This is a genomic window from Candidatus Nitrosopumilus sp., from assembly GCF_028278985.1.
In the GTDB taxonomy this organism is placed as follows: Archaea; Thermoproteota; Nitrososphaeria; order Nitrososphaerales; family Nitrosopumilaceae; genus Nitrosopumilus.
Genome location: NZ_JANQTA010000004.1, coordinates 39,136 through 52,354, shown reverse-complemented (window position 1 = coordinate 52,354; position 13,219 = coordinate 39,136). Strand labels below are relative to the sequence as shown.

Below are 13,219 nucleotides of genomic sequence, written 5' to 3'. Positions count from 1 at the left end.
GGATTTGTTAATATCTTTTTGAATAAAATTATTTTCTAGGATTTTCTTCTGCTGGAGGAGGTGCACCTGCTGCTCCGCCTTTCATTAATTCAGTAATTTTTGCTTCTTGCTCTTTTAGAGTTTCTTTAACACGATCTTCTTGTTTTTCTAGCACAGTTGCTCTAGTTTTTGCCATCTCTTGTTTTTCTTCAAGTTCGTCAATCATTTCTTGTTTAGTTGATTTAATCAAGACAGTTCCTGCATGCTTAAACACAGCATCATTTTCACCTGCTTTTTTGAGTTCCTCTAACGCCTTTTCGGTTTCAGCTTTTTCAATTTCCAGATGTTGTTTCTGAGTCATAATTGATTGCAGATTCTGTTGTGTTTGCTGCATCTTCATTAATTGCTCTTGAAGCCAAGGTGGCATTTGTCCAGATGACATAATTTATCAAAAAATTTGTTTCATTATATCTTTACCGATTCAATTGTTTCATGACTTGCCTGAATCAGTCTCAAAGTTGAATTTAGATTTGCACGTAAATGGGGTAAATGATTCGATTCAACTGAGATAGTTAGCATCTTATCAAACTCAATTTTTGTTTTTACTGGGTTTTCTGGATAAAATTCATTATCAGTATTTACTGAATCAAAAATTGCTTGTGTTTTGTCTTTTGCATCAACAATAATTTTTGCTTTATAATTTAATGTCATATGCAGTACCAGCTACCTTATAGCTGCATTTCTTACAAGACCAAATTCCAACTGCATCTCTGGTAAGTGTTTTAGAGCCGCATTCAGGACATGCTCGTTTTTCTTTTAGTTGTAAATGAATTTTGGTATATTGTTTTCTTATCTTAATTCCGTATCTTGCACCTAATCCTTTTAGGGATTTTTTACCTTTTGCCAATTTATTGACCTCCAGATTGAACTGCTTTTAATTTTTCTCTAATTTGTGAGCCTACTTTTACTGAGGTTTCACCACATTTGACAATTTCTTCTAAGGTAAAACCATCATATCCACCTTTTTGCAAGGCACAGATATTTCCATCAGAATCAGTAGTAATAGTAATTCTAGCATCCATACAACCCCATTCATCACCATTAGGATCAACAATTATGTGATTTCCAATTTTACCCATAGTAACTGAAACAGGAATTGTTGTTATTGGTATTGGTGATTCTTCACCTTCAACTAAGGTTGGAACGTCATCTACCATATTCCATTTTGGTGTTTGAGAAGAAAGTAATGCTCCTGTTGCTGCATAGGAACATGCATCAAAAAGATTACCATCATAATCTACAACAACATTATCAGCAAATACACCAACAACTGATTTGTCTTGTTCAATAACTAATTGAGATAAATCAACCATGTGACTTTCTCTGATTCCTCTATCAACAACTCTAGCTAATTCAATTACGTCAGGACCTGGAGGACCAGTCTCAACTGTTGGGTGAGATAGTGGTAATAATTCAGCAGTACAAATGAAAATTCCTTTGTCTCCCATATCTGGGAAAGGTCTATCGGGTTGAATTTTTACTCCACAGACAACTTCAGTATCACCAAGTCTTACTCTAGCAGAGCCATTTGCTTTTGGAATTGCATTAATTTCAATTGAAACATCACGTGCTTCATCAAGTCCTCTTCCGTCAACACGTTTACCTTGTTCTAACAATTCAAGAATTTGATTTTTCTTTAACTGATCAACAACTGAATGAGAACCCATTTCTAATTATCTCCATTTCCAAAATATTTGTCATTAAGTGCCTTCTTTTGTAAATCATAAACTAATTTGCAACCTTCGATTCCTACTTCAACACATTTTTTGTATTCTTCAGGAGTTAGAACTCCGTCCAGTTGCATGAGTGTAACTTTTTCTAGACTTGGCATGTAACCTATTGGCATATCAGCTTGACCTGCTTGGTCTTCTTCATTATTAACATCAAGAATTACAGTGTCAGCAACTTTACCTGCGGCAATTGCAGCCACCATATCTCTCATTGGAATTCCTGCATCGGCTAAAGCAACTGAAGCAGCTGTTAAAGCAGCACATCTAGTTCCACCATCTGCTTGTAATACTTCAATAAATACATCAACTGCAGTTCTTGGAAATTTTTCTAACATGACTGCAGGCTCTAATGCCTCTTTGATAACTTTAGAAATTTCAATTTCTCTTCTTGAAGGTGCAGGATTTTTTCTTTCACCAACAGAAAATGGTTCCATATGATATCTAACTCTCAGTATACCAGTGTCAGTATCAGACATATGTTTTGGATGAACATCACGTGGACCAAATACTCCAACTAGAATTTTATTATCACCAAATTCAATGTAAGCTGAGCCATCTGCATTTTTTAATCCACCAGCTCTAATCATGATTCGTCGTGGTTCGTCTACTTTACGTCCATCGCAACGAATTCCATTTTCGTCCAATAGGACCATTGTTGCTTCTCTTCCACCCATTATGATTCACCTTTTGATTCTAACATTTCTTTCACTTGATCAGTCAAATTAGCAACATGTGCTTTCTCATCGACCATTTGGATTGCCTTTTTGGCCTTTAATAATCCCTCGGGAGACTCGCAAGAAACTACAACCCAACCATTTTGACCAATGGTAATTGCGGCATTGGTAGCCATTTCAATTGTCTGTATCATGGTTCCTCGTTTTCCAATTAGGCGTGGAACTTTACTAGGAGATATTTTTACTAAGTCACCAGAATCAATTTTTCCCAGATCTCTATCAGAAATTGTTACAAGAGGATCTCTAGTTCTATCAAAATTTGCAATTCTTGCTGCAACAAGATCTCCAGAAGCCAATTTTGATGTAAGTTCATCAGCATGAGCAGAGAAATCACGACCAAATACATCTTGAGCTGGCAAAAATCCCACATAACATGAATTGATATCTAATTCCCATGAAAGTGAGGTATGAGAAATTACTTTGCCAATAACTAAATCATTAATTTTTGGAATATATTTTCCTGTTAAAGGAATAACACGTACAGAATCATCATAGATTTCTGAGATTCCAATTGTAGTGGAAATAATCTTATTTCCTTCAAGTACAACATTTTGTTCAGGTCTAAATGGACCAGAAGTTACAACATCACCGGGAATAACGTATTTTCTCTTATTTTCCATTATTGCATTACCTCAACTGAAGCAGATCCTTTAGTTATAGAACCTAATCTATCTATCACGTTTGGCCTTGCTGCAGCGGGTATTTCAAGTATTGCTTTTAGTGAACCATTATTTTGCCATTCTTCTTTTTTCAGTGAACCAACTGATTTTAGAACAGCATATGATTGAGAAGCATATTGTGCTGGGATTGTTATTTCTAGTTGCAAATTTTCTGATTTTAAAGCAATGATGGAACGTAGTTTATCTACAATATCCTTTACTTGTTCATCTACACTTTTTTGAGAATCCACAGAAACTCTACCGTCTTTCATTGCTTGTTCAATTCTCAATGGAGGATGAGGCAGGTGTGTTTTTGGATCCACATACGTTTTTGCAATATATTCAACAATCTGCTTTTTCTTTTCTTCAATCATTTTTCGTCTTTGATCAGTTGTAAGATTTAGGTCACCTTTCTGAAGAATAATTGTTGCAATTTCAGTTTCGTCTTCAGTTTTGAATGCCTTGAGCAATTTTTCAGTCGAAGGCTTTGTGCCTTTACCAGAATCAGTGTAAATATCATCTGAAATCAAAATAGATGAAATTTCTTTTTTCTTTCCTAATTTGTAATCCAAAGCAGGATCAGGCTTCACCAATATCTCAAATTTCTCGCCTTCATAGGAATATCTTACCACTGTAACATCGGCCATTTCTGAGATACCTATGATAATTTGGTATTTATCTATACGTAAAACTAGCTAGATTTTTATGTGGACTTTGAAGATTTTGTTCAAGATTTGTCATCCTTAGAAGTAATTAGCAAAGATAATCAAAAAATGGCTGTAAAGCTAAAGGGCGTACCATTACAATATGCAAATGCACTTAGACGAGTTTGTCTAAATGGTGTTCCAGTATTTGCAGTTGATACTGTTGACATTATTGAAAATACATCAGTATTGGCAGACGAAGGACTTGCACACAGATTAGGACTAGTTCCATTAAAGACAGATTTATCCAGATTTAATGAACCTTCTAAATGTGAATGTCAAAGTGAAGCAGGATGTTCAAATTGTAAAGTTATGTTAGTTCTTGATTCTGGAGATTCAGATGTTACTCGAACTGTTCTTTCAAATGAATTGTCTTCTGAAGATGATTCAATCAAGCCAATTTCTGAAAAGATTCCAATTGTACAACTTGCACCTGGACAAAAAATCAAGGTAGAATGCTATGCAAGATTAGGAAGAGGAACAGAGCATGCAAAATGGAACTCTGCAACTATTTCAACACTAACTGAGACTGACAAAGATGATGAAAGAGTTCTTACAGTCGAATCAACAGGAGCACTTAGTCCTGAACAAATAATCCTTGCCGGAGTAGATGAAGTCAGCAACAAGCTTGGCGAATTCAAAGAAATGGTAAGCCAAATTCAGGAATAAAGTAAGCATACACATTATATTTGGGTTTTAAACCGCATTATTCACATGACTAATCAAGTTGTTGTACGCATGGCAAGAGATCTCAAAAAGGCATCTACAAAGAATGATGCTCCAATTTGGGGAAAATTAGCAGAATATGCACTCAAGCCATCAATTGCAAGAAGAGATATCAACTTGAAAAGAATCGGTCAATTAACTAAAGAAAACGATACTGTTGTTTTCCCAGGTAAAGTTCTAGGAACTGGAAACGTACCTCATAAAATTACACTTTGTTCATTTTCAATTTCAAATTCTGCTGCTGCAAAAATCATTGAAAACGGGGGAAAAATCATCAGTTATTCTGATTTGATAGAACAAAATCCAACTGGTAAAGGAGTGGTACTACTTGGCTAATGGTAGATTAAACAAGCCAAAAGGAGCAACCAAACAAGAAACAGTTGTAAGAACTGACAGACCAATTGTTGTGGATGCAACTGATCATATTGCTGGACGATTATCATCAAACGTAGCAAAATTACTTCTTCAAGGTAACAGAGTATCAATTGTTAATTGTGAAAAAATTATGTTAAGTGGAACTCGTTCAAACATCATTAAAGAATACAGAGACTTTTTAGAAATTTCCAGTATTTTGAATCCTAAACATGGACCATTCCATCCAAGAAGACCAGATACAATCATTACAAAAATGATCAGAGGAATGTTACCACATGGAAAGAAACCATCAGGGATTGAAGCACACAAAAGACTAAGAGCATACATTGGTTCTCCTAAAGAGTTAAAATCATTAGAAAAAGTTCAATTTGAAAAGGCAAAAATTAAAAAATCTGCTTCTAACTATACAACAATGGGAGAACTAGGCAGAGTAATAGGGTGGACTGAATGACAACTCCAAAAACTGAAATCTATTTTGCAACAAGAAAAACAGCTAGCGCACATGTTTACATTACAAAAGGACAAGGTAAAGTTAGAATTAACAATATTCCAGTAGAAATGATTCCACAAGAGACAGCTCGTGAAGTAATTTTAGCACCATTAGAAATTACAGGGGATTTGAGAGAGAAAATCAATATTTCTGTAAGAGTTAGAGGTGGCGGATTTATGGGTCAAGCTAGTGCAGTTGCAACTGGAATTTCAAGAGCATTAACAGGCTGGACTAAATCAAAGAAAGATCCTAAAGATCATCCATTCCCAAAATCTACTAGAGAAGATCTTAGAAAAAGAATCACAGATTTTGACAAATATTTGATTAGCGGAGATGCCAGAAGAAAAGAACCAAAGAAATTTGGCGGCCCTGGTGCAAGAAGAAGAAAACAAAAATCATACCGTTAGACTGTGAAAGCTGTAATCTTAGCAGGCGGCAAAGGAACTCGAGGCAAGCCATATACAGATTATTTTCCAAAAGCAATGACACCTATCAATGGAAAACCATTGATAGATTATGTCGTACAATATTTGAAATCATTCAAATTTGTAAATGAAATAATCATAATTTCAGATTTTGAAGGATTAGGCGGTCAAATAAAAAATTATTTTGGAAATCAGAAAAAAATTGTCTTTGTTCAGGATTCTCAAAGTGGGACTGGAGGTGATTTACTGCATATTGAAAAACACTTGAAAAATGAATCAGAGTTCATTTTGTGGTTTGTAGACAATCTATGTGCAGTAGATCTTGTGAATATGAAAAAACATTTCAAATCTAAAAAAAGCGATGCATGTATTGCCACAAGAACAAAACGAAAAGAAGAAACGGGTTTTGCAGTAGTTGAGAATGGAATAATCAAGGAATTCAAAGAAAAACCAATAATGAAATTACAGTTATCAGAATGTTTAGGTATCTACATGTTAGGAAAAGAAGTTCTAAAACGAATCAAATCAAAAAAACAAAAAGAAATCAATCTCTCATATGATATTTTACAACAATTATCCAAGGAAGATAAAATTAGTGCATTTGATATTGGAAATAGTGAATGGGTAGATGCTGAATCCCCTACAATTTTAGAAAGAAATCAAAAAACAGTAAATAAAATCATAAAACAGATGGGACTTTAGAATTTTTTTCAAATTCAGAAATTTTTTTCTCAAACTGTAAAGTTTGTGCAATATCATCTAATCCCTCTAAAAGAATTCTTTTTTTATGAGGATCAATTTCAAAAGGAATTGTTTCTGAAGAGGTAATGATATTTTGGTTTTCAAGATCTATCTTCATAGAATTGACATCTAATTGTAATTTTTCAACAATTTTTTGTTCAAGAGAAATTGGTAAAATTCCATTTTTGAAACAGTTGCTAAAGAAGATATCTGCAAATGAGGGTGCAATAATTACTGCAAAACCATAATCTTGTAAGGCCCATACTGCATGTTCACGTGATGAGCCACATCCAAAATTATCACCAGCAACAAGAATTTGAGAACCATCAAATTTTGAATCATTTAGAACAAAATCATCTTTTTCGTTTTCATTTTCATCATATCTCCAATTATAAAACAAAAATTTTCCAAATCCAGTCTTTTGAACTAATTTTAAAAATTGTTTAGGAACAATTTGATCAGTATCAACATTGACCTTATCTAATGGAGTTACAATACTTTCAACAGGCTTGAATGGTTCCATCTAACTCAAATCCAACTCTCTTACATCAACAAAGTGACCTTCAATAGCAGCAGCAGCGGCCATTACAGGACTAACAAGATGAGTTCTGCCACCAGTACCTTGTCTCCCTTCGAAATTTCTATTTGAAGTGCTAGCACATCTTTCTCCTGGGGCTAGAATGTCAGGATTCATTCCAAGGCACATACTGCATCCAGCTTCTCTCCATTCAAAATTGGCATCAGTGAAAATTTTATCTAATCCCATTTCTTCAGCTTGTTGTTTTACCATTTGTGAACCAGGTACAACCATAGCACGAACATTTGGAGAAATTTTTTGGTCTTTGACTACTTTAGATGCTTCAATAAGATCTTCTAATCTAGCATTAGTACAAGAACCAATGAACACACGATCAATTTTGATATCAGTGATTGGAGTTCCAGATTTTAAATCCATGTAATCCAGAGCTTTTTCTGCTCCTTTCTTTTGATTTACATCACCTTTTGCAAAATCATCGGGGGATGGAACCGAATCAGTTACATCACAAGTCATTCCAGGATTAGTTCCCCAACTTACTTGAGGGGCAATGTCATCAATTTGTAATGTAAATTGTTTTTCAAATTTTGCATCATTATCAGTTTTTAGATTTTCTTTCCAGTATTCTACTAAAGAATCAAAATTTTTTGGAGTGTATTGTCTATCTCTAAGATAATCAAAGGTTTTTTCATCAGGTGCAATTAATCCGGCTCTAGCTCCTGCTTCAATGGACATGTTACAAATTGTCATTCTTTGCTCCATTGAAAGATCAGTGATTCCTTGACCACGATATTCAACAACTGTGCCAGTTCCACCTCCAGTTCCAATATTCTTGATTATAGATAGAACAATATCTTTGGCAGTAACTGCATAAGGATTCTTTCGTTTACCCTCAATTCTTATTTCAAAAGGTTTTGGTTTTTCTAACCAGAGAGTTTGAGATGCTAAAACATGTTCAACTTCACTAGTTCCAATTCCTAATGCCAAAGCCCCAAAAGCCCCATGGGTAGAGGTATGACTATCACCACAAACAATTGTGGTTCCAGGTAAGGTTATGCCTAATTGGGGTCCAATTACATGAACAATTCCTTGATTTGGGCTATTGATGTCAAATAATTTTATTCCAAAATCATTACAATTTTTTTCCAAGGTTTGAATTTGTACAGCAGAAGTTTGATCAAGTATTGGTAAAGATCTATCATTTGTAGGAACATTATGATCCATAGTTGCAATTGTGAGATCTGGACGTCTAACTTTGCGGTTATTCATTCTCAATCCATCAAAAGCTTGAGGAGAAGTTACTTCATGAACAAGATGTCTATCAATGTAGATTAATGAAGGTCCAGTTGATTTTTCAACAACGGTATGTGAGTCCCAAATTTTTTCAAAAAGTGTTTTTCCCATTTTAATCCTGTTCAGGTTTATACTTGAAGAGACCACCTGCTGCAATAATTTTTCCAATTATTTCAGAAAAGGGTTTCATTTTGTAGGTTTGATTTTTTGTATTATTTTTTATTTCATTTGATGAAATATCAATATCAAGTTCATCTCCTTCTGAGATTGATTTGTAAGCATCTTCTTCAATTTCAATTGGAAGTAAGAATGCACCATCTACAGAATTACGATAAAAGATTCTAGCAAAAGACAATGCAAGTACAGCCTTTACTCCAGAGTGAGACAATGCAATAGGAGCATGTTCACGTGATGAGCCACATCCAAAATTCTTTCCAGCAAGAATAAAGTCACCTTCATTTACTTTTGAGTGAAAATCAGGATCTAATCCTTCCATTGCGTGTGTTGCAAGTTCAGCATAATCATGAACTTTTAGATATTGTCCTGGAATGATCACGTCGGTGTCAATATTGTCTCTTTCATATTTTATGACATTGCCTTTCATTACAAATCCCTCGGGTCAGTAATTTTTCCAGTGACAGCTGATGCAGCTGCTACCATTGGAGATGAAAGATATGTTTGTGATTCCACATGCCCCATTCTTCCAGGGAAGTTTCTATTTGTAGTACTGATACAGATTTCATCTTTTGCTAAAACTCCCATATGTGCCCCACAGCAGGCACCACATGTTGGAGGTCCAACAGTTACACCAGAATCAAGGAAAATTGAGAGTAATCCATTCTCCATAGCACGTTTGTAAATTGAGATTGAAGCAGGTAAAATTTCTGTTCTGATTTTTACTTGTCTACCTTTGAGAACTTTTGCTGCAGCTTCTAGATCTTCATATTTTGCACCAGTACAAGAACCAATGTAGGATTTGTCTAATTCTACAGAAGGAGCTTCTCTAACAACTGCTACATTTTCAGGAGAAAATGGCTTTGCAACAATTGGTTCCATTTCAGATGCCTCATATTCATACATGTTTGCATATTCTGCATCATCATCTCCCTTGAAGAGTCTAGCATTTGTTGCTCCGCGACTTGTAAGATAATCAACTACTTTTTGATCAGCTTCAACAATTCCATTTTTTGCACCTGCTTCAGTTGTCATATTACATAATGTTAATCTACTTTCAACGGACATTTCTTCAATTCCAGTTCCGCCAAATTGCATAGTTCTATAATTTCCACCATCAGTTCCAATATCACCAATAATTTTCAAAATCAAATCTTTTGCCATTACATGATCTGGAAGTTTTCCATTTAGTTTGAAGAAATCAGTTTCAGGAACTTTAAACCAAATTTTTCCATGAAGTAAAACATATGCAATGTCAGTATGTCCTAAGCCACAAGCAAAAGCGCCCAATGCACCAGTTGTATTTGTGTGAGAATCACCACCAACATAAACATCACCCGGCATTACCATTGCTTCTTCATGAGATAATGTATGACAAATTCCATATTGACCCATTCCATATTTGAAATGTTTCTCAATTCCATAGTTTTTAGTGAAATTAGATAGTTTTACAATATTTTCAGCAGACATTTTTTCTGCTGATGGAACAAAATGATCTTCTGCTACCCAAACTTTGGTAGGATCCCATAATTTGTCAACAGAAATACCTTGTTTTTTCAATTTATCAAACACTTTGAGAACTCCAGGTCCAGACACATCGTGTACCATAACCTTGTCCACATTTGCAAAAACTACATCATCAGGGGCTAAAGATGACTTGCCTGAGGCTCTAGCAAGGATTTTCTCAACAATATTCATAATCAAAAAAGCTAATTCTACAGATTAAAAGCTTTTCAGAACAATAAAAAAGAAAAAAGATTATCAGTATTCGTGGAACTGACAGTTTTACCACTTTTGACAGAAAGGAAAGAGGAAAAGTTTGACGTATTTGAAGCATTGATGGATGCCTTAACAAAAAATAATGCAAAACTAGAGGAAGGGGATATTGTTGTTATTTCTACAAAATACATTTCTAATGCTCAAGGCAGAATTATCGAATTAAACAAAATTAAGACATCAGATGAAGGAGAGCAAATTTCTAGAAAATTTCAATTAAAACCTGAAATTGCAGAAGTTGTTATTAGAGAATCAGATAAAATTTTTGGGGGCATTTCAGGATTTGTAATTACATCATCAGATGACATTATGGCACCAAATGCAGGAATTGACAAATCAAATGCAAAAAAAGGAAAAATAATTCTATACCCTAAAAACCCATTCAAAACTGCTGAAGAAATTCGTAGAAAAATCTTTCTAAAGTTCTCTATTCATGTTGGAATTATTCTGGTAGATAGTAGGTTAATGCCAGCTAGAATTGGAACTACAGGTGTTGCAATTTCTTGTGCAGGATTAGAACCAGTTTTAGATATGAGAGCCCAAAAAGATTTGGATGGAAATCCATTAAAAGTAACATTTCAAGCTGTTGCAGATAACCTTGCAACAATTGCAAATTACAAAATGGGAGAAGGAGCTGAATCAAAACCTTTTGCAATCATCAAAAATTCAGGGACAAATCTAACTGATAGAAAAATCAATCCTTCAGAAATGGCCATCTCACCGGATCAATGTGTGTATGTAAGAGGTTTGTCAAATCCCCCATAAAACAGGAATAACAAGTGGTTCTGCTTTAAATAGAGGTATTTTGGTGGCAAAATATGGAGTACCTCACAACATATCCAAAGACAGTTTCATTTTTTGATGGAATTAAACACAAAATTGATGTAGATAGTAAAGAAGGTGTTGAGCAACTTCACATTGTAGTAAAGAAGAGTTTTGAGGAATTAATGAAAATTTTCACAGAGGAAGGATTTACCAAAGTGAAATTTGAACACAAACAACCTGATCAAATCGGAAATGGATTAAATCTAAAATTAAAAAAACCATGGGAAATGCATGTAAGAATGGTAGACCTCAAAAAAGGTCTCATTGGAATTCATGCAGAAGTTGAAGTTTCTCGTGATTATTTACAACATTTGTTTTCTCAAAGAACACCTGTAGTATACGAAGTTGAAGAGATTCTCAAAAAATATCAAGTGGAATATAGTATTTGGCATGATAAAATTAAGAAAAATGTTAATGCTATTGTTGATAATTACAAAGTGAAATTAGCAACTCCAAGTTTGCCGGTATTTGCATGGAAGCCAATGTTATTTGTAATTGGAACAATTGGTGCATTCTATGGTTGGAAATATTTCAACACAATTTGGTAAATTATACACCTAGAGATTCAGCCTTAGTTATATCTAGAAAGACTTTATCACCTACTGACAATCCCATTTCTTTGTATTCATGCATCTCCAGTTTTAATTGAGTTACATTTCCTTGCATTCCCATTCCTCCGCCCATTCCAGAGAGCATTTTGTTAAGATCTTTCATCATGTCATTCATGTTGGTAAATCCCATTACTTTAGGACTGCCAAATGGAGATTGTGGATTTTGTGTTCCACCCTCTTTGAGATCTTTAATTGAGGATAGAGATACAACTACGTATGGTGCACCATCAGGAGCAGCATCTATACTTCTAACAACAAATTCTTTCTTCATAGTGATTGTTGATTAGATATCCATATAATTTTAATTTTAAGCATAATTTGACCTAAATTCACTAGTTTTGAAGCTTTAATTACAAATTTTGAGAATTCAAAGTAATGTCACAGGAGTTAACAACCACGCTAACGTATTATGGAATTTCACCATGGGAGATTGAAGTATTGTATGGATATTTGAATTCTCATTTCAAAATTGTTCAAGAGGAAATTGAGCAGAATGATGAAGATTTTGTTAGTTTTTTGGATGTAAATATTCCACTTACATTTAATGAGGCATTTTTCCAATGGTTTGAATTCAAACGTTGGGAAAAAGTGAAAGCTGTTTTTAAAGAAATGAAGCGTAGAAGAGGGAGTGGAAATGCATTAAAGGTTAGGATTAATTTTTCAGGAAAACCAAAAATCATTTTTTCTATAGATATAGAAGATAAACAATGGTTTGACAATGCAATTGAGAAAATGGATTTTGTGTTAGAATTATTACCATATCATTTAGATCCACAAAAACTTCCTAACGAAGTTTCAGAGATTGCATACAAATTTGATTCAGAATCAATTCGTTGGAGACTTTATACAGCAAATTCAGAAAGTAAAAAGTATATTTTCCGAGGAGATATCTGGAAAGAAGTTACTTGAGATCTTTTTGTAATGGTTCAAGTAATTCATGTAATTCTTTGTATTTTGATTCTAAAAACTCTAAAGCATCATCTAATTTTTTAGATTTACCATATTTGTAACGAATTAATTCTCGATGATGCCAAAATGTTTTATCCTCGCCAGCAGACAATGTTGTAAAGTAATCAGTCCCTTTTAGATTATCAGGAAGTTTTACATCATGTGGAAATAACATTTCAACAATAAACCATTCATCACCATCAGGATAATCAGAACCAGTGTCAACATCAAAAAACACATGTAAAAGATCTGATTGCATCAAACCATCATCATTGATAGCAGGGTGCTTTACACTGGATTTTTTGAAATCCAAATTAAGTAACTTAGGCTCAAAAAAACCCTTTATGATAGATTTTCGAAAAATTGTATTAGCCTCGTTGATATTCAACAGGATAATAATCTACAAACTAGTCTATAACTTGTTAGGTAATTTT

21 protein-coding genes are annotated in these 13,219 nt (G+C 34.1%); 8 read left to right on the top strand and 13 right to left on the bottom strand.

Annotated elements, in window-relative coordinates; all coding sequences use genetic code 11:
- Positions 1-28 precede the first annotated feature (28 nt).
- The 7 genes from Q0941_RS02695 to Q0941_RS02665 are packed head-to-tail and all read right to left on the bottom strand — an operon-like array spanning position 29 to position 3,809.
- Positions 29-421 carry a prefoldin subunit beta gene (locus tag Q0941_RS02695; RefSeq protein ID WP_299291102.1) on the bottom strand — a complete coding sequence of 131 codons (393 nt, stop codon included), beginning with the start codon at positions 419-421 and terminating at the stop codon, positions 29-31.
- A gap of 23 nt (positions 422-444) precedes the next feature.
- On the bottom strand, positions 445-690 hold the full coding sequence (locus tag Q0941_RS02690) for a KEOPS complex subunit Pcc1 (protein WP_299291100.1): 246 nt from the start codon (positions 688-690) through the stop codon (positions 445-447).
- Positions 674-886, bottom strand: coding sequence for a 50S ribosomal protein L37 (locus tag Q0941_RS02685; protein WP_299291098.1), 213 nt, complete (start codon positions 884-886; stop codon positions 674-676). Before Q0941_RS02685 ends, Q0941_RS02690 begins: the two co-directional genes overlap by 17 nt.
- 1 nt (position 887) lies before the next feature.
- On the bottom strand, positions 888-1,706 hold the full coding sequence (gene rrp42 / locus Q0941_RS02680) for an exosome complex protein Rrp42 (RefSeq protein WP_299291096.1): 819 nt from the start codon (positions 1,704-1,706) through the stop codon (positions 888-890).
- 2 nt (positions 1,707-1,708) lie between these two features.
- Positions 1,709-2,443, bottom strand: a complete 735-nt coding sequence (gene rrp41, locus Q0941_RS02675) for an exosome complex exonuclease Rrp41 (protein WP_299291094.1) — start codon at positions 2,441-2,443, stop codon at positions 1,709-1,711.
- Positions 2,443-3,123 carry an exosome complex RNA-binding protein Rrp4 gene (gene rrp4 / locus Q0941_RS02670; RefSeq protein ID WP_299291092.1) on the bottom strand — a complete coding sequence of 227 codons (681 nt, stop codon included), beginning with the start codon at positions 3,121-3,123 and terminating at the stop codon, positions 2,443-2,445. The genes rrp41 and rrp4 overlap by 1 nt, the downstream gene beginning before the upstream one ends.
- On the bottom strand, positions 3,123-3,809 hold the full coding sequence (locus tag Q0941_RS02665; RefSeq protein ID WP_299291090.1) for a ribosome assembly factor SBDS: 687 nt from the start codon (positions 3,807-3,809) through the stop codon (positions 3,123-3,125). Before Q0941_RS02665 ends, rrp4 begins: the two co-directional genes overlap by 1 nt.
- A 60-nt stretch (positions 3,810-3,869) precedes the next feature.
- Here Q0941_RS02665 and Q0941_RS02660 point away from each other — a divergent pair, with 60 nt between their 5' ends.
- From Q0941_RS02660 to Q0941_RS02640, 5 genes are read left to right on the top strand one after another with little or no spacing between them, the layout of a single operon-like run.
- Positions 3,870-4,535: a DNA-directed RNA polymerase subunit D gene (locus tag Q0941_RS02660; RefSeq protein WP_299291088.1), complete on the top strand. Its 666-nt coding sequence runs from the start codon at positions 3,870-3,872 to the stop codon at positions 4,533-4,535.
- 45 nt (positions 4,536-4,580) lie between these two features.
- Positions 4,581-4,928, top strand: coding sequence for a 50S ribosomal protein L18e (locus tag Q0941_RS02655; RefSeq protein ID WP_299291086.1), 348 nt, complete (start codon positions 4,581-4,583; stop codon positions 4,926-4,928).
- Positions 4,921-5,418 carry a 50S ribosomal protein L13 gene (locus Q0941_RS02650; RefSeq protein WP_299291084.1) on the top strand — a complete coding sequence of 166 codons (498 nt, stop codon included), beginning with the start codon at positions 4,921-4,923 and terminating at the stop codon, positions 5,416-5,418. The genes Q0941_RS02655 and Q0941_RS02650 overlap by 8 nt, the downstream gene beginning before the upstream one ends.
- Positions 5,415-5,864 (top strand): 30S ribosomal protein S9, encoded by a 450-nt coding sequence (rpsI, locus tag Q0941_RS02645; protein ID WP_299291082.1) that lies wholly within the window; start codon positions 5,415-5,417, stop codon positions 5,862-5,864. The genes Q0941_RS02650 and rpsI overlap by 4 nt, the downstream gene beginning before the upstream one ends.
- A gap of 3 nt (positions 5,865-5,867) precedes the next feature.
- Positions 5,868-6,584, top strand: a complete 717-nt coding sequence (locus tag Q0941_RS02640) for a nucleotidyltransferase family protein (RefSeq protein ID WP_299291080.1) — start codon at positions 5,868-5,870, stop codon at positions 6,582-6,584.
- On the opposite strand, the gene leuD (Q0941_RS02635) is transcribed toward Q0941_RS02640, so the two are convergent.
- The 4 genes from leuD (Q0941_RS02635) to Q0941_RS02620 are packed head-to-tail and all read right to left on the bottom strand — an operon-like array spanning position 6,562 to position 10,323.
- Positions 6,562-7,146, bottom strand: a complete 585-nt coding sequence (leuD, locus tag Q0941_RS02635) for a 3-isopropylmalate dehydratase small subunit (RefSeq protein WP_299291078.1) — start codon at positions 7,144-7,146, stop codon at positions 6,562-6,564. The two genes, Q0941_RS02640 and leuD (Q0941_RS02635), sit on opposite strands and share 23 nt — an antisense overlap.
- Positions 7,147-8,562, bottom strand: coding sequence for a 3-isopropylmalate dehydratase large subunit (gene leuC, locus Q0941_RS02630; protein WP_299291076.1), 1,416 nt, complete (start codon positions 8,560-8,562; stop codon positions 7,147-7,149).
- A gap of 1 nt (position 8,563) precedes the next feature.
- Positions 8,564-9,055 (bottom strand): 3-isopropylmalate dehydratase small subunit, encoded by a 492-nt coding sequence (leuD, locus tag Q0941_RS02625; protein ID WP_299291074.1) that lies wholly within the window; start codon positions 9,053-9,055, stop codon positions 8,564-8,566.
- A complete protein-coding gene (locus Q0941_RS02620) occupies positions 9,055-10,323 on the bottom strand; it encodes a 3-isopropylmalate dehydratase large subunit (protein ID WP_299291072.1) in 1,269 nt (422 codons plus the stop codon). The genes leuD (Q0941_RS02625) and Q0941_RS02620 overlap by 1 nt, the downstream gene beginning before the upstream one ends.
- 72 nt (positions 10,324-10,395) lie before the next feature.
- On the opposite strand from Q0941_RS02620, the gene Q0941_RS02615 reads away from it, so the two are divergent.
- Positions 10,396-11,166, top strand: coding sequence for a coenzyme F420-0:L-glutamate ligase (locus Q0941_RS02615; RefSeq protein ID WP_299291070.1), 771 nt, complete (start codon positions 10,396-10,398; stop codon positions 11,164-11,166).
- Positions 11,167-11,219: 53 nt separating this feature from the next.
- On the top strand, positions 11,220-11,774 hold the full coding sequence (locus Q0941_RS02610; protein ID WP_299291068.1) for a hypothetical protein: 555 nt from the start codon (positions 11,220-11,222) through the stop codon (positions 11,772-11,774).
- Position 11,775: 1 nt separating this feature from the next.
- On the opposite strand, the gene Q0941_RS02605 is transcribed toward Q0941_RS02610, so the two are convergent.
- A complete protein-coding gene (locus Q0941_RS02605; RefSeq protein ID WP_299291066.1) occupies positions 11,776-12,108 on the bottom strand; it encodes a hypothetical protein in 333 nt (110 codons plus the stop codon).
- Positions 12,109-12,212: 104 nt separating this feature from the next.
- On the opposite strand from Q0941_RS02605, the gene Q0941_RS02600 reads away from it, so the two are divergent.
- Positions 12,213-12,746, top strand: coding sequence for a hypothetical protein (locus tag Q0941_RS02600; protein WP_299291064.1), 534 nt, complete (start codon positions 12,213-12,215; stop codon positions 12,744-12,746).
- Here the strand turns inward: Q0941_RS02600 and Q0941_RS02595 are convergent.
- Complete coding sequence (locus tag Q0941_RS02595) at positions 12,739-13,179, bottom strand: hypothetical protein (RefSeq protein WP_299291201.1); 441 nt, start codon at positions 13,177-13,179, stop codon at positions 12,739-12,741. The two genes, Q0941_RS02600 and Q0941_RS02595, sit on opposite strands and share 8 nt — an antisense overlap.
- Positions 13,180-13,219: the final 40 nt, after the last annotated feature.